Origin of the sequence: Streptomyces sp. NPDC007856 (genome assembly GCF_042868225.1) — a bacterium.
GTDB lineage: Bacteria > Actinomycetota > Actinomycetes > Streptomycetales > Streptomycetaceae > Streptomyces.
This window is the reverse complement of the sequence record NZ_JBIAEC010000011.1, coordinates 276,294-297,411: the sequence shown is the minus strand read 5'-3', so window position 1 is coordinate 297,411 and position 21,118 is coordinate 276,294. Positions and strand designations below refer to the sequence as shown.

Annotated in this window: 16 protein-coding genes and 1 pseudogene; 11 read left to right on the top strand and 6 right to left on the bottom strand. The window is 70.8% G+C overall.

From position 1 onward, the window contains the following. Positions 1-9: 9 nt before the first annotated feature. Both ACFYOH_RS26400 and ACFYOH_RS26395 read right to left on the bottom strand, forming a co-directional pair. Entirely contained in the window at positions 10-897 is an 888-nt protein-coding gene (locus tag ACFYOH_RS26400) for an amidohydrolase family protein (RefSeq protein WP_388630025.1), read from the bottom strand. Next, entirely contained in the window at positions 897-1,814 is a 918-nt protein-coding gene (locus tag ACFYOH_RS26395) for an SDR family NAD(P)-dependent oxidoreductase (RefSeq protein WP_388630023.1), read from the bottom strand. Before ACFYOH_RS26395 ends, ACFYOH_RS26400 begins: the two co-directional genes overlap by 1 nt. Positions 1,815-2,041: 227 nt before the next feature. Between ACFYOH_RS26395 and ACFYOH_RS26390 the strand changes: the two genes are divergently transcribed. From ACFYOH_RS26390 to ACFYOH_RS26370, 5 genes are all read left to right on the top strand, one after another. After that, positions 2,042-2,467: a MarR family winged helix-turn-helix transcriptional regulator gene (locus tag ACFYOH_RS26390; RefSeq protein WP_388630020.1), complete on the top strand. Its 426-nt coding sequence runs from the start codon at positions 2,042-2,044 to the stop codon at positions 2,465-2,467. A gap of 52 nt (positions 2,468-2,519) precedes the next feature. Beyond that, positions 2,520-3,341 carry a PaaX family transcriptional regulator C-terminal domain-containing protein gene (locus ACFYOH_RS26385; RefSeq protein ID WP_388630017.1) on the top strand — a complete coding sequence of 274 codons (822 nt, stop codon included), beginning with the start codon at positions 2,520-2,522 and terminating at the stop codon, positions 3,339-3,341. Between the two features lie 174 nt (positions 3,342-3,515). Further along, positions 3,516-4,928, top strand: a complete 1,413-nt coding sequence (locus tag ACFYOH_RS26380; protein ID WP_388630014.1) for an alpha/beta hydrolase — start codon at positions 3,516-3,518, stop codon at positions 4,926-4,928. Positions 4,929-4,943: 15 nt separating this feature from the next. Continuing rightward, positions 4,944-6,533 (top strand): MFS transporter, encoded by a 1,590-nt coding sequence (locus tag ACFYOH_RS26375; protein ID WP_388630012.1) that lies wholly within the window; start codon positions 4,944-4,946, stop codon positions 6,531-6,533. Positions 6,534-6,647: 114 nt separating this feature from the next. After that, positions 6,648-6,935 (top strand): hypothetical protein, encoded by a 288-nt coding sequence (locus ACFYOH_RS26370; RefSeq protein ID WP_388630009.1) that lies wholly within the window; start codon positions 6,648-6,650, stop codon positions 6,933-6,935. Positions 6,936-7,012: 77 nt separating this feature from the next. Here ACFYOH_RS26370 and ACFYOH_RS26365 read toward each other — a convergent pair whose 3' ends face one another. Next, the gene (locus tag ACFYOH_RS26365) at positions 7,013-8,578 is read right to left on the bottom strand and encodes an alpha/beta hydrolase (protein WP_388630006.1); all 1,566 of its coding nucleotides are present in this window, start codon (positions 8,576-8,578) and stop codon (positions 7,013-7,015) included. A 188-nt stretch (positions 8,579-8,766) separates the two neighbouring features. Continuing rightward, positions 8,767-9,405, bottom strand: coding sequence for a DUF6629 family protein (locus ACFYOH_RS26360; protein WP_388630179.1), 639 nt, complete (start codon positions 9,403-9,405; stop codon positions 8,767-8,769). Between the two features lie 153 nt (positions 9,406-9,558). On the opposite strand from ACFYOH_RS26360, the gene ACFYOH_RS26355 reads away from it, so the two are divergent. Then, the gene (locus ACFYOH_RS26355; RefSeq protein WP_055703870.1) at positions 9,559-9,774 is read left to right on the top strand and encodes a DUF4177 domain-containing protein; all 216 of its coding nucleotides are present in this window, start codon (positions 9,559-9,561) and stop codon (positions 9,772-9,774) included. A gap of 133 nt (positions 9,775-9,907) precedes the next feature. Continuing rightward, a complete protein-coding gene (locus ACFYOH_RS26350) occupies positions 9,908-12,328 on the top strand; it encodes a SpoIIE family protein phosphatase (RefSeq protein WP_388630001.1) in 2,421 nt (806 codons plus the stop codon). Between the two features lie 88 nt (positions 12,329-12,416). Here ACFYOH_RS26350 and ACFYOH_RS26345 read toward each other — a convergent pair whose 3' ends face one another. Next, positions 12,417-12,869 (bottom strand): class I SAM-dependent methyltransferase, encoded by a 453-nt coding sequence (locus ACFYOH_RS26345; RefSeq protein ID WP_388629993.1) that lies wholly within the window; start codon positions 12,867-12,869, stop codon positions 12,417-12,419. A 390-nt stretch (positions 12,870-13,259) separates the two neighbouring features. Between ACFYOH_RS26345 and ACFYOH_RS26340 the strand changes: the two genes are divergently transcribed. The 4 genes from ACFYOH_RS26340 (at position 13,260) to ACFYOH_RS26325 (ending at position 20,510) form a co-directional block, all read left to right on the top strand. Then, complete coding sequence (locus ACFYOH_RS26340; protein WP_388629991.1) at positions 13,260-14,432, top strand: ROK family protein; 1,173 nt, start codon at positions 13,260-13,262, stop codon at positions 14,430-14,432. A gap of 321 nt (positions 14,433-14,753) precedes the next feature. Continuing rightward, a complete protein-coding gene (locus tag ACFYOH_RS26335) occupies positions 14,754-16,622 on the top strand; it encodes an alpha-galactosidase D (RefSeq protein ID WP_388629989.1) in 1,869 nt (622 codons plus the stop codon). A 142-nt stretch (positions 16,623-16,764) separates the two neighbouring features. Further along, positions 16,765-19,191, top strand: coding sequence for a glycoside hydrolase N-terminal domain-containing protein (locus ACFYOH_RS26330; RefSeq protein WP_388629987.1), 2,427 nt, complete (start codon positions 16,765-16,767; stop codon positions 19,189-19,191). A 98-nt stretch (positions 19,192-19,289) separates the two neighbouring features. Next, positions 19,290-20,510 carry an SGNH/GDSL hydrolase family protein gene (locus tag ACFYOH_RS26325; protein WP_388629985.1) on the top strand — a complete coding sequence of 407 codons (1,221 nt, stop codon included), beginning with the start codon at positions 19,290-19,292 and terminating at the stop codon, positions 20,508-20,510. 31 nt (positions 20,511-20,541) lie between these two features. Here ACFYOH_RS26325 and ACFYOH_RS26320 read toward each other — a convergent pair. Beyond that, positions 20,542-21,046 (bottom strand): annotated as a pseudogene (locus tag ACFYOH_RS26320) (methyltransferase domain-containing protein); the annotation flags it as partial. Positions 21,047-21,118: the final 72 nt, after the last annotated feature.

Here is a 21,118-nt window from a genome sequence, read left to right as displayed (position 1 = left end):
TGGCACCCCTTACGGTTTCGTCAGCCCGAGCAGACGGGCCGCGTTCTCCTTGAGGATCTTCGGCTTGACCTCGTCCTTGATGGGCAGCTTCGCGAAGTCGGCCAGCCACCGGTCCGGGGTGAGCACCGGGAAGTCGGAGCCGAACAGCACCTTGTCCTTCAGCAGCGTGTTGGCGTACTGCACCAGCTGCGGCGGGAAGTACTTCGGTGACCATCCCGAGAGGTCGATGTGCACTCCGGGTTTGTGGGTCGCCACCGCCAGGGCCTCGTCCTGCCAGGGGAACGACGGATGCGCCAGGATGATCTTCAGATGGGGGAAGTCGGCTGCCACGTCGTCCACGTGGAGCGGGTTGGAGTACTTCAGGCGGATGCCGCCCCCGCCGGGGACGCCGGCGCCGATGCCGGTCTGGCCGGTGTGGAAGAGCGCGATGGTGCCGGTCTCCTCGATCACCTCGTACAGGCCGTACGCCACGGAGCGGTCGTTGGGGAAGAAGCCCTGGATGCTGGGGTGGAACTTGAAGCCCTGCACCCCATACTCCTCGACGAGCCGTCGGGCCTGCCGCACGCCCGCCTTCCCGCGGAAGGGGTCGATGGAGGCGAACGGGATCAGCACGTCGGGGTGTGCGGCCGCGGCCTCGGCGACCTCCTCGTTGGGGACCGGCGCGGTGCCGGTCGCGGACTCGGCGTCCACCGTGAAGACGACGGCCGCCATCCGCCGCTCGCGGTAGTAGGCCGCGGTCTCCTCCAGGGTGGGTTTCCGTTTGCCCTCGACCTTGAAGTAGGCGGAGGAGGCGTCGTGCAGGTCGTCGTCCAGGGAGGAGTGGCCCTTGGCGGACACCTCCGCGTGGGTGTGGACGTCGATCGCGACCAGTTCGTCCAGCCTCGGTGCGGATGCCATCACGCCTCCGGGATCCTCGGTGCGGGGATGCCGACGGTCTGCGGCTCGGCGCCGACCGAGGTGGGCCAGGCGTCTGCCAGGGACTCGGGCGTCCAGCCGCCCTCGGCGTAGGCGGTGCTGATCTCCTGCGGATGCGACCACAGCGCCACCTTGTCACCGCCGATGCCGATGCACTGGCCGGTGATGCCGCGGGCGGCCGCGGAGGCCAGGAAGGGGACGAGGGCCGCGCAGTCCTCGGGGGTGCCGAAGCCCTCCCCCTTGCGCAGGAACCCGGGCAGCGGTTCCCCGTGCCGCATGGCCTCGACATACGGGGCGAAGGCGGGGATGGTCTCGGTCATCGCGGTCGCGGCGACCGGCACGATCGCGTTGACGGTGATGTCGGCGCGGGCCAGTTCCATGGACCAGGTGCGGGCCATCGCGGCGATCCCGGCCTTGGCAGCGGCGTAGTTGGTCTGGCCGAAGTTGCCGCGCTGCCCGGCCGGGGAGCCGACGAGGACGAGCGTGCCGCCCTCGCCCTGCTCGCGCATGCGGACGGCGGCGGCGCGGGCGCAGGTGAAGGTGCCCCTGAGGTGGGTGGTGAGCACCGCGTCGAAGTCGTCGTCGGTCATCTTCCACAGCACCTTGTCGCGCAGGATGCCCGCGTTGGTGACCAGGATGTCGAGCCGGCCGAACTCCTCGACGGCACGGTTCACCAGCCGGTCGGCGGCCTCGGCCGTGCCGACCGGGACCACTTCGGCGACGGCGGTGCCGCCGGCCTCGGTGATGGACTTGACGGCCTGTTCGGCCACGGCTTCGTCGATGTCGTTGACGACCACGGACGCGCCGTGGGCGGCGAGGGCGTGCGCATAGGCGAGGCCGAGGCCCCGGCCGCTTCCGGTGACGACGGCGGCCTTGCCGGTCAGATCGATGGTGGGCACGAGCGGTCCCTTCGCATGGGGTGTGGTCGGGGAGATCGAAGCTAAGAGCAATAATTGTTGTCGTCAATAGTTGTTGCCGACCTTCGGGTGCGTCATGCTGGACTCCGCACGCCAGAAGCCCCCGGGGGGAGCCGAGACCGGCGCCCCCCGGGACCGAGACCAGGGAGCCCGCCATAGCCGGCCAGCACACCGACCACCCGACCCCCATCGACGCCGACGAGCCGTGGATGCGGGGGCTGCACGCGGACACGGGTTACCTGCTGTACCGCCTGGGCCTGCGCTCCGGTCAGGTGTTCAACACGTTCCTGCAGGAGTCGGGGCTACGGCTGCGGCACTACGCCGTGCTGCGCTTCCTCGCCACCTGCGAGGGCGCTCTCCAGCGCGAGCTCAGCGCCCGGCTCGGCTACGACCCGAGCGCGATCGTCGGCCTCGTGGACGACCTGGAGAAGCTGGGCTTCGCCGAGCGCCGGCCCGCCCCGGAGGACCGCCGCAGTCGCATCGTCGTCCTCACCGAGGGCGGTCGCGCATTCCTCCGCGACACGGACGATGCGGGCCGACGCGTGACCGACGAACTGCTCACCCCGCTCGGCCCCGCCGAACGGGAGACGCTGCACACCCTCCTGCTGCGCGTCGCCGGCAACGGGCTCACCTGACGCTTCGGTCGCCGCGTGCATGCAGGCGGAGGCGGCCTCGTAAGGTAGCCGCGTGACCGGTCCTGTCCCCCGCCCCCAGTCCCTCCTGCTCAGCTTCCTCGGTGACGAGGTGCTGGGCCGCGGGGTCTGCGTGTACACGGGGAGCGTCATCGAGGTGTTCCGGCGCGCCGGCGTCGGGGAGCAGGCCACCCGCTCCACCCTCACCCGTATGGTCGGCCGCGGTCTGCTGAGCCGCCGGCGCGAGGGCCGGCGGACCTATGTCGGCCTCACCGGCCGCTCGGAGGCGATCCTGCGCGACGGCGAGCGGCGCATCTGGAAGACGGGTGCGGTCAACCGGGACTGGGACGGCACCTGGACCCTGCTCGGCTTCTCGCTCCCGGAATCATGGCAGCGCCAACGGCACGATCTGCGTTCCCAGTTGACCTGGGCGGGCTTCGGTGCGCTGTTCAGCGGGCTGTGGATCGCACCCGGCGAGGTCGATGTCTCCGGGATCCTCGCCGAGTTGGGCCTGAAAGCGCATGTGAAGGTCTTCCGGGCGCATGCGGACGCCGGCATGGACATCGCCGAGATGATCGACGACACCTGGGACCTGGGCGAACTGGCCGGGCATTACCGGGACTTCGAGGCGTCCTGGCGGCCGTACGCGTCGGGTGGCCCTGACCTGGCCGCCGAGGACGCCCTCGCGCTGCGCCTCCGGCTGACCGCCGAGTGGCTCCAAGTCATCCGCGGCGACCCCCGGTTGCCCGTACGGCACCTGCCGGCGGACTGGCCGGCGGCCACGGCGGAGACGACGTTCCGCGTGGTCCACTCCCTGCTGGAAGCGCCCGCGCGGGACGCGGCGCGCCGGCTGATCGAGACGATTCCGGCGGCGTAGCCCCGTACACACCTGCCACACCTCCGCACGCTCTCCGCCCGAGCGATGTTGTGCAATCTCTTGACCGCCGCAAGAATTCGGCCCTACATTCCTCCACACCTTCGTTCAGTGCACTGAGCATCTGTCGATCTCCCAGGGCCTCCGCTCCGCAGCCGCCCACAAGGAGCCACCTCCATGCCTGCCAGCACCCGCCCCCGAACTCCCCGTACCCGTCTGCGCATCGCCCTGGCCGCCCTGGCCACGCTGGCGTCCGCGGCCCTCACCACCGTCCCGGCGCCGGCCGCCCAGGCGGACACGCCGGCCACCGGCCACCTCACCGGCACCCTCTCCGACGGCGCGACCTGGATCGCGGACGTTCCCGCCCAATGGAACGGCACCCTGCTGCTGTTCAGTCACGGCTTCGGCCCCACCGTCGCCAAGGACGCCCCCTCCGACGCCGTACGCACCGAGTTGCTCGCCGAGGGCTATGCGATGGCCGGGTCGTCGTACGACCCCCATGGCTCGATGTGGGCTCTGGACAGCGCGGAACGCGACCAGTTCACCACGCTCGACCCCGTCACCGCGAAGATCGGCACCCCGCGCCGCACCCTGGCCGTCGGCCAGTCCATGGGCGGGCTCGTCAACGCGCAGATCGCCCGCGACGGCGCCGGCCGCGTCGACGGCGCGCTCGGCCTGTGCGGCCTGGTCGCGGGCGGCACCGACCTGGACAACTACCAACTCGACGCCGAGTACACCCTCGCCCGGCTCCTCCTGCCCGGGCAGGACGTCGACCTGGTCCGCTTCGGCTCCGCCGGCGCCGCGGCCGCCACCGCCAAGAAGCTCACCGACGCCGTCACCGCCGCCCAGACCAGCCCAGCGGGCCGCGCCCGGATCGCACTCGCCGCGGCCTTCCTCAACCTGCCCGCCTGGGCGCCCGGACAGGACCGGCCGGCGCCGACCGACTGGGCGGGCCAGGAGGAGCAGCAGTACGCGTGGTTCGCGCAGGGCATCCTGTCGTTCGTGGAGGGCGGCCGGTACGCCCTCGAGCAGTCCGCCGGCGGCAACAACTCCTGGAACGCGGGCCTGGACTACGCCCGACTGCTCGCCGGATCCGAACACCCGCCGCAGGTACGCGCCCTGTACCGGGCGGCCGGCCTCGACCTGCGCGCCGACCTGGCGTCGCTGACCAGGGGCGCCGCGATCACCGCCGACCCCGCCGCGGTCCGTACCGCGCAGCGCACCTCCTCCGCCGGTCAGGGCCTCGGCGTACCGCTGCTGGACGTGCACACGATCGCCGACAACCTGGTCCCTGTCGAACAGGAGCGGCGGTTCGGCGATCGGGTACGTGCGGCCGGGGACGGAGCGCTGCTGCGGCAGGCCTACGTCGAGCGGCAGGGCCACTGCACGTTCACCACCGCCGAGACCGTGGCCGCCCTGCACGCGCTCGAACACCGCGTCTCGTCCGGCCACTGGGACGACGCGGCGACCCCGGCGGCACTCCAGCGGTCAGCCACCGCGCTCGGTCTGGACGGGGCGGCGTACGTCCCCTATCGCCCGGCACGCCTGACCGTCGGCCGGGACCGCCCGGCGCACCCCACCCACCACTGAGATCGGGACCCGCTCATGTCCGACGCATCCGCCACTCCGCGCACATCCCTCCCCCTCGGCACGCTCGTCGCCGGCTGTCTCGCCGTCTGCCTCGCCCAGATCGGCCTCGCGATACCGGCCACCCTCAACGGCCTGTTCCAGGAACACCTCCACCCCGTCGGCTCCCAACTCACCTGGATCTCCGACGCGTTCCTGCTGCCGGTCGCCGTGCTCGAACTCTCCTTCGGCGTGCTCGGCGACCTCTTCGGCCGCAAGCAGCTCCTCGTCGGCGGCGCCGCCGTGCTGTGCGCGGGAGAGGTCGTCGCCGCGAGCGCCTCCGGCATCCATCAGCTGTGGGTGGGGCAGGCCCTGGCGGGGCTCGGCGCCGCCGCGCTCTTCCCCACCTCGCTCGCCATGATCGCGGCCGGCGCGCACACCGGTCCGCAGCGCGCCCGCGCCATCGCCGTATGGGCCTCCAGCCTGTCCGCGGGCGGTTTCCTCGCCCCGCTGCTCGGCGGTGTCACCGGCACCTACGGCTCCTGGCGCTCGGCGTTCGTGGTGGTCGCCGCGGTGGCCGCGGTCAGCGCCCTGGTGAGCCTGTGGCTCGCCACCAACTCCCGGGCATCGGAGGGACGTTCACTCGACGTCGGCGGCCAGATCACCATCGGCGTCGGTCTGTTCGCCCTGCTGTACGCCGTCATCCAGGGGCCGACGGACGGCTGGGGATCGGCTCCGGTGGTCGTGGCGTTCGTGATCGCCGCGGTGTTCGTGGGCCTGTTCGTGGCCGCCGAGAGCCGGGCCCGCTCCCCGCTGCTGCGCCTGGACCTGTTCCGCAACCGTGCCTTCGCGATCGCGTCGGTCGTCGCGGTCGTGGGCATGTTCAGCTTCCTGGGCACAGCGTACGCGGCGAGCATCCGGCTCGGCCCCATCCAGCATCAGAGCCCGCTGCGCACCGCCTTCGCGTTCCTGCTGCTGAACGGCATCACCCCGGTCCTCACCCCGCTGACCTCCCGGCTGCTGCACCGGTTGCCCGCGCGGGGGCTGCTCACCGCCGGGCTGGCGCTGATCGCCGCGGGCGACTTCCTGGCCGCCGGGCTCGACGTCGGCGACCGGAACCTGGCCTCGCTGATCCTGCCGCTCGGGCTGGTCGGCATCGGCTTCGCCTTCACGGTGTCGTCCATCACCGCGACCGCCGTCAACACGGTGCCGCTGCCGCTGGCCGGCATGGCGAGCGCGGCGACCAACCTGCTGCGGGACTTCGGCTTCACCCTCGGCCCCGCGGTCATCGGCGCGGTCGCGCTGAGCCAGGCGGCTTCCAGGGTGACCGCCGCACTGGCGGGCTCGTCGTCCCTGAACACCGAATCGAAGGCCGCGGCGCACGAAGTGCTGCGGGAGGGCGGCCCCCTCGCCCTCAACTCGGTCCCCGTCACCTCCCCGCCGGGCGCGGCCCGCGCGTACGCCCTGGACTCCCTCGGCCACGGCTACGCGATCGGATTCGTGGTGTGCGGCTCGGCGGCGCTGTTCTCGGCGCTCCTGGTGGTGACGGCGCTGCGCGGCCGTACAGGGGAGGAGAGCGCGTCGCCGGCGGAGAACGGTGCGGAGCGGACCGCCCTGGCCACGGGATGACACCCGCTGGGCGCGCCCCGGGGCTCCTCGGCGCCCCGGGGCGCGCACGACGACGGGACGGGCGAGCCGGAGGTCCGTCCGCCGGCGGCGGGCAGGTTCTCCCGACTGCGCACCATGCTCCTTGCCGCCTGCGGCCGCACAGAGCAGGCGATCGAGGAAGCACGGGCTCGCCTCGACGCGGACAGCTGGTACGGGGCACAGAATCTCGCGGAACTCCTGGCCGGCGCCGGCCGCCCGCAGGAGGCCGTCGCGCGTCTGGACCCGGCCGTCCCGGCCAACCGAAGTGTGCTTGCCGCACTCCTCGTGGAACTCGGCCGCATCAAGGACGCCGTGGCCCTGCTCCGGCAGCCCGAGCGGGCGGTCCGGCCCCTCCCCTGGACCGGCGACGATCTCCCCTTCTGAGCGACGCCCCGACACCGGCCTCTAACGGCCTGTTTCGCCGACGTGCAAGGCCGGCGTGGGTCCGCTCGGGGATCGGGTCAGAAGCGGGGCGCCTGCGGTGTGTGCTGCGGCGCCCGGGCGATCGGCGGGTTCACTCCGGGACTGTGACGGCGGGACGGCTTGCAGGTGACATCGCGTGCCGGAAGCCTTCCGCTGTTCAGGTAGGCGTTGACGGCACGGTTGGCGCAGGCGCGCGGGTCGTCGGAGTAGACGCCGTGGCCCTCGCCGCCCTTGACGTACACCATGCGTGAGCCCTTCAGGGCGTGGTGCATGCCGAGTCCGCTGATCAGGGGCGTCTGGGAGTCCCACTGGTTCTGGACGGTGAGCACGCCGACGTTGTTGGCCACCGTGGTGACGGGCTCGGCCGGCTTGCCCCAGAACGCGCAGGGTGTGATGTTGGAGCCGAAGTCGCCGTAGAGGGGGTACTCGGCCTTGTCCCGGATCGCGTCACGCCGGTACTGCTCGGGGTCGCGTGGCCAGGCCGCGGTGTCGCCGCAGACCACGGCCCAGAAGACGGCGGAGCCGTTGTCGTCCGGCGGCTGTGCGGAGGGAGACCCGGGTCGGCGTGGTCCCTGCTGTTCCTCCGGTGCGAGGGAACGGCCGGAGGTCGCATGGCCGTCGGCGGCCTTCTCGAGGTTGACGACCGCCTCGGCCGCCACCTTGGGGCTGAAGAACTCGGGGCGCAGGGCGGCACGGATGTCGTCCCCGGTCAGCTTCTCGGTGCCGTCGTGGATGGGGGTGCGGTCGGCTCGGGCGATCAGGTCCCAGAACGTCTTCCTCACCCCGGCCGGGGTGGCGCCGAGCCGATAGGTGCGGTCGTGTTTCGCTGTCCACCTCGTCCAGCGGGTGAAGGCGGGCTCGGAGCCCTCCGCCCAGACCTGGATCATGCCGCGCCAGACTCGCGCGGGGTCGACCGCGCTGTCCAGCACGATGCGATCGGCGCGTTGGGGGAACATCTGCGTGAAGACGGCCCCGAGGTAGGTGCCGTAGGAGTAGCCCAGATAGGAGATCTTCCGCTCGCCCAGAGCGGCGCGGATGACGTCCATGTCGCGGGCGGTGTTGCGGGTGGTGTAGTACGTGAGTCCGTCGCCGTTCCTGGCACGGCACTTGTCGGCGACGGTCCGGGCCCACTTGACGTCACGGCTGAACGTCTCCGGCTTGTACGGGTGTTCAAAGGCCTGCTCCGTGGCCGTGAGACCACAGCTGAGCGGGCTGCTCCGGCCCACGCCGCGCGGGTCGAACCCGATGAGGTCGTACCGCTCGCGCACCTCCTTGGGCATCGTGTCCTTCATCATGACCGGCATGTCCAGGCCCTCGCCGCCCGGTCCGCCGGGGTTGAAGAGGATCGCGCCGTGCCGCTTGCCGGGGACACCGGTCTTGATCCGGGAGATGGCCAGCTTGATCGTCCTGGCGTCGGGCCGGCTGTAGTCGAGCGGGACGTCGATCGTCGCGCACTGGAACACGGCGGGCTGCGACGCGTCGCATCTGTGCCACGCGGGCTTCTGGTCCGTGAACCTCTTCAGCGGTTCCGCCGCGGATGCCTGCGCCGGGGCGAGGGCGGGGACCAGCGTTGCCGTGACCCCCACGGCGAGCAAGGGCGCCATGCGTCCTATCCGCACGATGGCCGTTCCTTTCGATCAACTTGCAGGACGGAACGACCATTTCGTGGGAGCACAGGTGCGCGAATCCCTCTACAGGCGGGTCTTGTTACGACTCCCGGCGGACACAGAAAGAGACGTGCGGAGGAGAACCCGAAGCGGCTGATGACCGTCCGCGCCGAGCGCGGGCACGGCTACGCCATGGCACGCATCCGCTGTGCGGACGTCCGGCGTGCGCGCATCCAGCAGAGCAGCACCACCGAGCACAGGGCGGCGCAAGCGCACCACGTGGAGACGAACTCCAGCCGCCACAGCACCCAGCACACCGTCGCGCCCGCGGCGACCAGCACGCCCAGCACGAGCAGCCGCCGGTCACCGGACAGCAGCAGAGACCCCACCGTGGCCAGCAAGTAGCCCATGACGAGCAGGGGTACGGGCGAAACGTGCAGGGCGTACCCGACGGTGCGGCCGCGGATCTCGGCCGTCACCGGTTCGCTGGCAAGGCTGTGGGCGAGCGATGCGGCGGTCATCGCTCCTGCGGTGAGCGGAAGGACCAGCCGAAGCCGGGCGTGGGGCGGGGCCACACACATCACTCCCGCCGGAACCCACACCGCCAGCAACGGCAGCGCCATGACGGCCCATGCGACGGTCGCGGGCCCGCCGCCCCCGCCCGAGTGCCACACCACCGACTCGACGATCTGGTGGGCGCCCAGCAGCAACGGCACTGCGGCCAGCGGGAGTTCACGGCCGCTGCGCACGAGCGTCACGCAAGCCACTCCCACCGCCGCGACAGCACTGCCTGCCACGAGATCCGCCGTCGCACTCCAGCACATCACGCCACCAAGGGTTCGCCGCCGAGCGTTCACCGCAGGCCTCCGCTGCTTCCGCCGACACGCGGCGTCCTTATGCTGCGGGGCCCGATGATGATTAGCTTGCCCCGGCCTTCGCGCCACCACCCGCCCCGGCAGTCAGGAGGACTCCGCACCATGAGCAGCGGCTACGCGTACGAGTACAAGGTCGTCACCTTCCGGGAGTCGCTGATCGGCGACGCGCTGGACAGCGACAAGCTGGAGAAGGTCCTGAACAAGCACGCCGAGGACGGCTGGGGCCTGAAGGCCATCACCTCCGCCGACGTCAAGGGCCGGATAGGGCCCGGAGCCGTGGAAGGACTGCTGCTCACCTTCGAGCGCCCGCGACAGTAACGCGCGCGGGACCGCTCGGCGGCATGATCCTCCGCGGCCCGCGCGCATGCCAGGGCGGTCGGCTCGAAGACACACCCTGGTCCGTGTGAGACTGTGGTGTCAGCACCCCCCCTCTGCGGATGCGGCCGACACGATGGATCTCAGGGATCTGGCCGACGAGCACGGGGGCGATCCGTTCGGCATCACATCTGCCGCCGTCGCCCTCGTGGACGCGCACGGCCTGATCCGCTACTGGAGCCGCAGGGCCGAAGACCTCCTCGGGTATCCGGCGCCCAGCGTGCTGGGCCGGCCCGCGACCTCCCTTCTCACCAGTGACCGCTCACCGGCCTCGCTGCTCGCCGCGGCGCAGCAGGCCGGGGAGGGCTGGGAGGGATTGATCACCGCGCATCACCGGGCGGGCCACCCGGTCGAGCTGGCCCTGCGAGTGTGCCCGCTGCACGCGGAGCAGGGTTCCGGCTGGCTCGCCGCGGCCTGTGCGGTGTCCGAATCGCGCCGCTGGGAACTCGATCAGGCCGTGGTGCGCGGCCTCCTGGAGGAGTCACCCATCGGCATCGCCGTTCTCGACAGCGAGCTGCGCTGCCAGTGGCTGAACCAGGCGCTGGCCGCCATGGAGGGCCTGCCGGCCGACCTCGCGGCCCCGCGCGCGGCTGCGCCCTCCGGACTGGATCAGGTGCCCTCGGCCGTGGACTGGCAGGCGCGCCAGGCGCTTGTCTCGGGCCGGGTCACGCCGGCGGTGGAGCATGTGGCGCCCCGGCACGGCATGTCCCGCCGGAACTCGCAGGGCCGGCTCAGGCTCCGCTCGTCGTTCCCGCTGAAGGACATCGACGGCAAGACGCTGGGGGTGTGTCACACCGCCGTCGACTTCACCGCCGAGGACCGGGCACGCGTGCGGCTCTCCCTGGTCAACGAGGCTGCTCAGCGCATAGGCACCACCCTGGACCTCGACCGCACGGTGCAGGAACTGGCCGAGGTCCTCGTGCCGCAGCTCGCCGACTTCGTGGCGATCGACCTCTTCCAGGGAGTCCTCGCGGCCAGGGACCTCAATCCCGGGCCGATCACCGGCGGCACGCTCCAGCGGGCGGTGCACCTGTCGATCCACGAGGAGGCGCCCGAGGCGATCGTCCCGATCGGGGAGTCCACCGGGTACCCGCCGAAGTCCCCGCAACGACGTTGTCTGGCCACGAGCCGGCCGATCCTCGATCCGGTGCTGGCCCCGACGACATGGTGGCTGGCCGAAGACCCGCAGCGCCTGGCCAAGATCGTCAGCCTCGGTGTGCACACCCATCTGGTGGTGCCGCTCCGGGCGCGGGGCGCGACCATGGGAGTGGTCACGCTGCTGCGCTGGGAGAACCCCAGCCCCTTCGACGAGGACGACCTGCTGCTCGTGGAGGAACTGGTGGCACGGGCCGCGGTGTGCGTGGACAACGCCCGGCGGTTCGTCCGCGAGCACAACGCGGCCCTCGCCCTCCAGACCAGTCTGCTGCCCCCGGACCTGCCCGATCACTGCGCCGTCGAGGTCGCCTACCGCTATCTGCCGGCCGACGCCGAGGCCGGCGTGGGCGGCGACTGGTTCGACGTCATCCCGCTCTCCGGCGCCCGGATCGCCCTGGTCGTGGGGGACGTGGTGGGCCACGGGATCCACGCCGCGGCCAGCATGGGCCGGCTGCGTGCTGCGGTACAGACACTGGCCGACATGGATCTGCCCCCCGAGGAGCTTCTCGCCCATGTCGACGATCTCGTCCTGCGCCTGGCCGATGAGGCGGAAGCGGCCGAGCACGGGCCGATGGTGATCGGCGCGACCTGCGTCTACGCGGTCTACGACCCGATCTCGCGCAAACTCAACGTGGCGCGCGCCGGACACCCCACCCCTGCCATCGCCCACCTCAGCGAGCCGGTCGAACTGCCCGACATCCCGGCCGGCCCCCCGCTGGGACTGGGCGGTCTGCCCTTCGAGTCGGCCGAGATCGAACTGGCGGAGGGCAGCGTCGTCGCCCTGTACACCGATGGGCTGATCGAGGCCTCTGACCGCGATGTCGACGTCGGCTTCGAGCGACTCTGCTTCGCCCTGGCCCACCCCGACCGACCGCTGGAGGAGATCTGCGACACAATGGTCCGCATTCTGCTGCCGGACCGTCCGCAGGACGACGTCGCCTTCCTCATCGCCCGCACGCGCGCCCTCCCCTCCGACCGGGTGGCCTCCTGGGAGGTTCCCGCCCATCCCCGGGCGGTGCACGAGGCGCGCGACAACACCGACCGCTGCCTGGCGGCGTGGGGGCTGGAGGACCTCGCCTTCAGCACCGAGCTGATCGTGAGCGAGCTGATCACCAACGCCATCACGCATGCCTACGGGCCGATCAACCTGCGTCTGATCCACGAACGGACCCTCGTCATCGAGGTGTCGGACGCCAGCAACACCTCCCCCCATATGCGCCGCGCCCGCACCACCGACGAGGGAGGGCGAGGCCTGTTCCTCGTCGCGCAGGTCGCCCAGCGCTGGGGCACGCGGTACACCGCCACGGGCAAGACCATCTGGGCGGAGCAGCAGCTGCCGTAGGACGTGCCCTGCTGACGGTGTTCCGGCGGCCCGTCCGAGCCGCGCGCACCCCGGGAACCATCCCGCAGGTCGGGTCGGTGCCCCGGCGCTACCGCGTCCGCTTCGCCTGCACGTAGGACAGCCGCGGCCGCAGGTCGCCCCGCCCGATCAGCTCGAAGCCCGCGTCCGTGACGAGGGTGTCCAGCAGATCCACCCGGTTGTGCGCCATGGCACGGCCGGTCCCGCCGTGCACCGGGTGCCGGCCGATCCGGCTCCTCGGCGGACGGAACTCCGCGACCAGCAGCCGCCCGCCGGGCCGCAGCACGCGGTACATCTCGCGCAGGGCCGTGGGCCGCAGCTCCTCCGGCAGATGGTGCAGCATCAAACTGGTGACGACCGTGTCGAAGCAGGCGTCCGGAAAGTCGAGAGCCTCGGCGACGCCCTCACGGTAGTCACAGGGGGCGCTGTCCGGGCGCCGGTTCCTGCCGCGGGCGTGGTCGAGGACCGGCGGCGAGGGATCCACTCCGGTGACCTCGCCGTCCGGACCGACGCGTGCGGCCATGTCGCGTCAGGTAGCCGGTGCCGCATCCCACGTGGGAGAAAGCAGGATTTGTGCGTTGCCAGGGAAGTCCCGATCGACCTGGCGCAGCGGGCAGATGACTGGAGCGCGCCACTAGCGCGCTCCAGTGATCCGTACTATGAAACGCCCCAAGGTCGTGTCAATAGGTTTGTCAGGACGTTCCAACAAAGACGCGTGGTCCCCCTCACGGCACTGACGGCACACCGGCCCACCGCAGCCATCGACGGACGCCAGGCCGCTCACGGCTTGCAAAGAGCATCAACTCACGCCGTATACCTTCGTTTCACACACACAAGGCCGTCACCTCGCGCCTATCAAAGGCCTCTGCTTTTTTCATTGACAGAGAAAAAGAACCTCTCTAAGTTTCCGGCCATGCGCTCGGCCCCCTCCCACCAGGCGGCCCCGGACATGACGCCGGCCGCTTCACTCGTGTTCACCACGCTGCTCTCCCACGGTCCGCTCACTCGGGCCGAGGTGGGGCGCCGGACCCAGCTCTCTCCGGCCGCCGTGACCAAGGCGGTGCGTCCGCTGATGGAACTCGGCTATCTGGTCGAGGGCGTGGACGAAGAGGCGCGTCCGGCGGTGGGGCGTCCGGCCAACCTGGTGTGGGTGGACGGGGGAAGGGCGCTGTTCGTCGGGATCAAGGTGACAGGCGACGAGATCATCGCCGTACTGGCCGACCTGTGTTGCCGTGTCCGGCTGTCCCGGCACGTCCGGCTCACGGGCCGCGAGCCGGAGGCGGTGCTCCCCGTCATCACCGCGCTGGTACAGGAGTTGCTCACGGAGGCCGACGGATTCGGTGTGCAGGTGCGGGGCCTGGGCATCGCGATCTCGGGAGACGTGGACCGCGCGGACGGTGTGGTCCGCTACTCGCCCTTCCTGGAGTGGCGGGACGTACCGCTCGCCGAGATCGCCGGGACCGCGACCGGGCTACCGGTCACGGTCGACAACGACGTGCGGGCGCTCACGGTCGCCGAGCACTGGTTCGGGGCCGGAGTCGGTCTCTCGGACTTCGCCCTGGTGACCGTGGGCGCGGGCATCGGATGCGGTCTGGTGGTCCATGGGCAGGTGGTGTCGGGCGCGCACGGCGTGGCCGGTGAGATCGGGCATCTGGCGCTCGATCCGACGGGCCCGCTCTGCCACTGCGGCAACCGGGGGTGCGTGGAGGCGATCGCGGCGGATCCGGCGATACTCCGCGCAGTCCACGCGGCCACGGGCGGGCAGGTGACCGATGCGGCCGAGGCGCTGGAGCTGGCCCACGGCGGGGACCCCGGTGTCAGAGCGGTCTATGCGCGAGCCGGTGAAGCGATCGGCAAGGCCATCGGCTTCCTGGTGAACATCCTCGGTCCCGAGCGGGTGGTCATCTCCGGAGAGGGTCTGGCCGCCTACGACCTGGTCGCCGAGGGCATCCGGGACGCGTTCGCCGCGTCCGCCTTCGGCACCGCTGCACAGTGCGACCTGGTGACACGGCCCCTGCCCTTCGAGGAGTGGGCGCGGGGGGCCGCTGCCGCCGCCATCCAGTCCTTCATGGGATCGGGCATGTGAGAAGGAGTAGCGATGACGCTGCAGAGCCGCAGCCGCCCGCACCATCCGACCTCTTCGCGGCAGGGGTTTTCATGACCGCGATCCCCGCGCTCCCGATGTGCTGCACCGTGCAGCGCCGGTTCATCAGCGGGCTCCCCATCGGCTCGGGCGAGGGCTGAACCGCCGGCCGGACACGTCGGCGGCCGCCCACCGCGGTCCGGCCGTCCGACCTCTTCGCTCAGGCATCGGGCCTCGTACCGCGGCCCTGCCCCCCGGAACAACGCCCGTCCCCCACCGGGTGCCACCGCACGTTCCCCCTCACCTCACCCCAGGAGGCGACCCATGCGGTCATCCCCGTACAGAGTCCTGCGCGGAGCCCTCCCCGGCCTTCCGCGCCGCACCGTCCGAGCAGCGCTGGTCCTGGCCGTCACGGCCGGACTCGCCACGGTCCCGGCCGCCGCCACCGGCGCCATGGCCTCCGACTCCACTAGCTCGGCCGTCGCCTCGGCCGCGACCACGGACGGCGCCTCCTCCGGCCTCGCGGCCAGGCCGTACATGGGCTGGTCCAGCTGGAGCATGCAGTCCTCCCAGTACCCGGGCCTGAACCCGGACGGCAACTACAGCTACCTCACCGAGGCGAACGTCCTGAAGCAGACGGACGCCCTCGCCGCCACCCTGAAGAAGTACGGCTACGACCATGTCGACATCGACGCCGGCTGGTGGATGGACAAGAACTGGACGTCCGAGTTCGACCAGTACGGCCGTCAGACACCCGACCCGGTCAGGTTCCCGAGCGGCATGAAGGCGGTCGCCGACCACATCCACTCCAAGGATCTCAAGGCCGGCATCTACCTCCCCGTGGGCCTGGAGAAGGGGGCGTACGGCGACGGCAAGGTGCCGATCCGGAACGCGCCCGGCTGCACCACGGCGGACATCGTCTACCCGGATCTGCGCACCACCAACGGCTGGGACAGCGCCTACAAGCTGGACTTCGACAACCCGTGCGCGCAGAAGTACATCGATTCGCAGGCGCAGATGCTCGCGGCCTGGGGCTACGACTTCCTCAAACTGGACGGGGTGGGCCCCGGCTCGTTCAAGTCCGGTGACAACTACAACAACGTCCCGGACGTGGCCGCCTGGCACCAGGCCATCGCCGGCACCGGGCGCCCGATCCATCTGGAGCTGTCCTGGTCGCTCGACATCGGGCACGCCGCCGACTGGAAGAAGTACTCCAACGGCTGGCGCATCGACACCGACGTGGAGTGCTACTGCAACACCCTGGTCACCTGGGAGAACTCGGTCAACGACCGGTGGAACGACGCTCCCGCGTGGAGCCACGAGGCAGGTCCGGGCGGCTGGAACGACCTTGACGCGATCGACGTCGGCAACGGCGCGATGGACGGTCTCACCAACGCCGAGCGGCAGAGCTACATGACGCTCTGGGCCATCAACAAGTCGCCCCTGTTCACCGGTGACGACCTCACCAAGCTGGACAGCTACGGCCTCTCCCTGCTGACCAACCAGGAGGTCATCGGCGTCGACCAGAGCGACTCGCCCGTCGCACGCCCCGTCACACCGCTGGGCGACCAGCAGGTCTGGGGCACCAGGAACGCCGACGGCACATACACCGTCGCCCTGTTCAACCTCGGCAGCTCGTCGGCCTCCGTCACCGCCGACTGGGCGTCCTTCGGCTTCACCGGCGCGGCCTCCGTGCGCGATCTGTGGAACCACCAGAACCTCGGCACGTACCGGAACAGGATCACCGCGACGCTGCCCGCGCACGGCTCACGGCTGTTCACCGTCAAGCCCGGCGGCACCCCGCTGGCCACCACCCGCTACGAGGCCGAGTCCGCGGACAACACCCTCACCGGCAACGCCTCCGTGGCCGGATGCGACTCCTGTTCCGGCGGCAAGAAGGTCGGCAACCTCTATCTCGACAGCAAGCTGCAGTTCAACGACATCACGGTGAAGAAGGACGGCATCTACACCGTCAACGTCGCCTATGTCAGCGGCGATCCCCGCTCGGTCACCGTCTACTCCAACAGCGGCCACGGCACCAGCCTGAGGTTCCCCTCCACGGGCGACTGGAGCACGGTCGACACCGTCAGCGTCCAGTTGGCGCTGAAGGCGGGCTCCAACACCATCACGTTCGACAGCGGCTGGGACTACTCCCCTGACATCGACAGGATCGACGTACCGAAGTCCGCCTGACCGTCCCTGCGGGGCCCGGGGCGGCACGTCCCCCGGGCCTCGCCCCGCCGCCTTCCGGCTCCGCGGCGACCGGGCACGCCCACGCCCAACTGCCCGTATCCGTCCCCCGCATGTGCCGTTTTCCCGACATGGAGTGCACCACGTGGACACCGAACACACCGAGCACACCGAATCGCGCGACAACCACCCGAGCCGCAGAGGCCTTCTCACTCTCGCCGCCACCGCCGGCGCGGCCGCCGCCCTCGGCGGTCTGCCCGCCTTCACCGCCTCGGCGGCCCCTCTCCGTCCCACCTCCTCGCCCCTGCTGTCCACGGCCGCCGCCGCGAGGAACCAGCTGTGGTGGCAGGCTCCCGGCTCCGCCAACTCGATGATCCGGCAGGGACTGCCGGTGGGAAACGGGCGGCTCGGAGCACTCGCGAGCAACGACCCCGCCACCGAACTGCTGACGATCAGCGACGCCACCTTGTGGACCGGCGGCCTCAACGACACCCTGCAGAGCGACGGCCAGTTCCCCTACGGCCGGGACGACTTCGGCTCCCTGACCCTGCTGGCCGAGCTCACCGTCGACATCCTCGGGCATGACCTGGGCTCGGTCGACAACTACCGCCGCTCCCTCGACCTGGCCCAGGGCCTCGTCAGCGCCTCCTACGACCTGTCCGGCGTCACCTACCAGCGGCAGATCTTCGCCAGCCGCCCCGACGACGTGATCGTCCTGTACTTCTCCCAGCAGGGCGGCGGCACCTACACCGGTACCGTGACCCTCACCGGCACTCACGGCGAGACGACCACCGCGCACCGCGCCGGGCACCACACCTCGTTCGGCGCTTCCTTCGCCAACGGGCTGAAGTACGGCGCCGCCGTCACGGCCCGCAGCAGCAGCGGCACGATCGCCGTCGACGGTACGTCGATCTCCTTCAGCGGCTGCAAGGACCTCACCGTCGTGGTCAGCGGCGGCACCAACTACGCGCCGGACGCGGCCGCGGGGTTCCGTGACCCTGCCCTGGTTCCGGAACTCCTGGCCCGGGGCAAGGTCCTGAACGCGGCCGGCAACTCCGCGAGCACACTGCTGCACACCCATGTCGCCGACTTCCGCCCGGTGTTCGAGCAGTTGGACATCGACCTCGGCACGTCGTCCGCCGCACAGCGCAGGCTGGACACCTGGCAACGGGTGCAGGCCCGCTACCGGGACGACGTCCCCGACCCCGAACTCGAGGCCACCTACCTGCAGTTCGCCCGCTACCTGATGATATCCGGGTCGCGCGGCACGCTGCCGATGGGCCTGCAGGGTCCGTGGCTGGACGGCAACGACCCGGACTGGATGGGCGACTACCACACCGACATAAACGTCCAGATGAACTACTGGATGGCCGACCGCGCGGGCCTGTCGGGCTGCTTCGACGCCTTCGCGGACTACTGCCTGGCGCAGCTGCCCTCCTGGACGGACTCCACACAGCGGCTGTTCAACAGCCCGACCAACAGATACCGCAACTCCAGCGGGAAGCTCGCCGGTTGGGCCGTCGCCATATCCACCAACCCGTACGGCGGTGGTGGCTGGTGGTGGCATCCGGCCGGCAACGCCTGGCTCTGCCAGAGCCTGTTCGAGCACTACGAGTACACCCAGGACCTCGCCTACCTCGAGAAGATCTACCCCCTCATCAAGGGTGCCGTGGAGTTCTGGGAGGCCCGCCTCATCACCACGACCGTCACCGACGCGTCCGGAGCCTCGCGCGAGGTCCTGATCGCCGACAGCGACTGGTCGCCCGAGCAGGGGCCGTTGGACGCCAAGGGCATAACCTACGCGCAGGAACTCGTGTGGAACCTCTTCGGCAACTACCACACCGCGACCCAGGTGCTCGGCAGGGACGCCTCCTACAGCGCGACCATCGACGGTCTGCGCGGGCGCCTGTACCTGCCCGAGGTCAGCCCCAGGACCGGCTGGCTGGAGGAGTGGATGTCGCCCGAGAACCTCGGCGAGACCACCCACCGGCACCTGTCCCCGCTCATCGGCCTCTTCCCCGGCGACCGGATCCGCCCGGACGACTCCACGCCGAAGGACATCCTCGCCGGCGCGACGGCCCTCCTGACCGCGCGCGGCATGAACAGCTACGGCTGGTCCAACGCCTGGCGCAGCCTGTGCTGGTCGCGGCTGAAGAACGCGGAGAACGCCTACCAGCTCGTCGTCAACAACCTCAAGCCGTCGGTGAACGGCAGCAACGGCACCGCGCCGAACCTCTTCGACATCATGGACATGGGACAAGGCCGCGGCATCTTCCAGATCGACGCGAACTTCGGCACCCCCTCCGCGATCATCGAGATGCTGCTCTACTCACGGCCGGGTCACGTCGAGTTGCTGCCCGCCCTGCCGTCCGCGTGGGCGGCATCGGGCTCGGCGTCCGGCGTCGGCGTCCGCGGCGGCTTCGTGGCCGACCTCAGATGGAAGAACGGCAAGGTCACGCAGGTGACGCTGAGGAGCGTCGGCGGCCGTGCCACGACCGTCTTCGCGGGCGGCACCTCGCGAAGGATCAGCCTCAGGCCCGGTGAGTCCGTCACGCTGGGCACCTTCGGCTGACGGTGCGGACCACGAGAAGAACGGAGAGAACGACCATGTCCCCGGAGAAGAGAGGCTCGGCGGTGGCTCGCCGACCACGTCGTAGAACCCTGCTGTCCGTGTTCGGAGCGCTGACCGGACTGGCCCTGACGGCAGTTCCGCTGAGCACCGCGCAGACGGCGAGCGCCGCCACGTCCGCGTCGCAGGCCAAGGGCACACGGGTCAGCGCCTGGTCGCCCAGCATGACGACCGGCGGCCCGTCCTTCACCGACCAGACCATCCGGATGGTGGTGCACAGCAGCGTCTCGGGCTCGGGCGCCCGCATCACCCTGTCCAACCGGTACAGCACCACCCCGCTCGACGTCAGCGCTGTCGACCTGGCCGTCCAGGCGAGCGGTGGTGAGGCGACGCGCGGCACCACGCGGAACATCACCTTCGGCGGATCCCGCCACCTCACGATCCCCGCCGGCGAAGAGGCGGTCAGCGACGTCGTACCGATCTCGGTCGGCGCCGGGGAGAACCTGCTCGTCAGCCTCTACGTGCCCGGTACGACGGGGATGTCGACCTGGCACTCCGACGCGTTCGACACCACCTACCTGGCCTCCGGCAACCACACCGGTGACGACAGCGCCGCCGCGTTCGGCACCACCACGACCTCCTGGTACTACCTGGCGGGGCTGGACGTCGTGGCATCGACCGCGCGGGGCACCGTCGTCGCCTTCGGTGACTCCATCACGGACGGCTACCACTCCTCGACCGGCACCTACAGCCGGTGGCCCGACTTCCTCGGGCGCCGGTTGGGCACCGGACCGGGTCCGCAGAGGCTCAGCGTCGTCGACGCCGGCATCGGCGGCAACCGGGTCCTCACGGACGTCCCGAACCTGTGGCAGGGCGTCAGCGCCCTCAAGCGGTTCGTGCATGACGCCCTGGGCCAACCCGGCGTCAAGGACGTGATCCTCTTCGAGGGCATCAACGACATCGGCAACAACGCGGGGCCCGACGGCCGGCCGCTGACCGCCCAGGACCTCATCGACGGCTATCGCACCTTGATCGACGAGGCGCATGCCGCCCACGTCGGCATCATCGGCGCGACCCTCATGCCGGACGAGGGCAACGGGTACTACACGCCCGCCGCCGAGGCGATCCGCCAGAGCGTCAACCAGTGGATCCGCACCGGCGGCGCCTTCGACGGCGTCATCGACTTCGACCGGACGATGCGTGACCCCGCGAACCCGGCCGCCCTCAACCCGGCGTACGACTCGGGCGACCACATCCACCCCGACGACGAGGGCATGAAGGCCATGGCCGACGCGATAGACCTACGACTCCTGCGCACCTGACACCCACCACCGGGCGCGCGGTCCAGGACGGTCACCGACGCCGCGGCACGCCCAGATCGATGAGGTAACGCTTGGTCACCCGGCCGCCGTACCGCTGGTCGATCAGAGCCGCGACGCAGTCCAGCAGTCCGGTTCCGCCGGCCTCCGGAAGAGCGCGGTGGCCGGAGTAGGTGCGCAGCGAGGTAGTCCTCCGTGGTGTAGCTGAGCTCGCGCTCGTGGCGGCGGAACACGGTGGGGCCGAACCGGCCGCTGCGCACCACCTCCTCCACATGGTCCGAGCCGTCGATGTCGGCGGCTTCGGGAGGCCGCAGCCCGGGCGGCGTCCCGGGGTCGAATCGCTCGTAGCAGCGCTGGACCTCCACGAAGAACTCCTCTGTTCCGCCCCGCACATGCTGGGCGCGCACCACGGCGAGCGCGCCACCGGCACGCAGCACGTCGGTGGCCTTGGCCATCCGGACCGCCGGGTCGATCCAGTGGAACGCCGTCGCCGAGACGACCGCGTCGAACGGCTGGTCGGGCAGCGGCCAGTTCTCCAACGCGACGCGGCAGTCCCCGGCGGCGCCGGTTCACCGGGCGCGGGACGTTCATCCGGCCGCCGCAGTGGCCGA

What these genes read in the sequence shown, in the direction of transcription:
- ACFYOH_RS26350 (WP_388630001.1), top strand. Translation starts at nt 9,908, where the DNA reads ATGGATCTCAGGGATCTGGCCGACGAGCACGGGGGCGATCCGTTCGGC.
- ACFYOH_RS26390 (WP_388630020.1), top strand. Translation starts at nt 2,042, where the DNA reads ATGCGGGGGCTGCACGCGGACACGGGTTACCTGCTGTACCGCCTGGGC.
- ACFYOH_RS26370 (WP_388630009.1), top strand. Translation starts at nt 6,648, where the DNA reads ATGCTCCTTGCCGCCTGCGGCCGCACAGAGCAGGCGATCGAGGAAGCA.
- ACFYOH_RS26365 (WP_388630006.1), bottom strand. Translation starts at nt 8,578, where the DNA reads ATGGCGCCCTTGCTCGCCGTGGGGGTCACGGCAACGCTGGTCCCCGCC.
- ACFYOH_RS26400 (WP_388630025.1), bottom strand. Translation starts at nt 897, where the DNA reads ATGGCATCCGCACCGAGGCTGGACGAACTGGTCGCGATCGACGTCCAC.
- ACFYOH_RS26335 (WP_388629989.1), top strand. Translation starts at nt 14,754, where the DNA reads ATGCGGTCATCCCCGTACAGAGTCCTGCGCGGAGCCCTCCCCGGCCTT.
- ACFYOH_RS26345 (WP_388629993.1), bottom strand. Translation starts at nt 12,869, where the DNA reads ATGGCCGCACGCGTCGGTCCGGACGGCGAGGTCACCGGAGTGGATCCC.
- ACFYOH_RS26380 (WP_388630014.1), top strand. Translation starts at nt 3,516, where the DNA reads ATGCCTGCCAGCACCCGCCCCCGAACTCCCCGTACCCGTCTGCGCATC.
- ACFYOH_RS26375 (WP_388630012.1), top strand. Translation starts at nt 4,944, where the DNA reads ATGTCCGACGCATCCGCCACTCCGCGCACATCCCTCCCCCTCGGCACG.
- ACFYOH_RS26340 (WP_388629991.1), top strand. Translation starts at nt 13,260, where the DNA reads ATGCGCTCGGCCCCCTCCCACCAGGCGGCCCCGGACATGACGCCGGCC.
- ACFYOH_RS26355 (WP_055703870.1), top strand. Translation starts at nt 9,559, where the DNA reads ATGAGCAGCGGCTACGCGTACGAGTACAAGGTCGTCACCTTCCGGGAG.
- ACFYOH_RS26360 (WP_388630179.1), bottom strand. Translation starts at nt 9,405, where the DNA reads ATGTGCTGGAGTGCGACGGCGGATCTCGTGGCAGGCAGTGCTGTCGCG.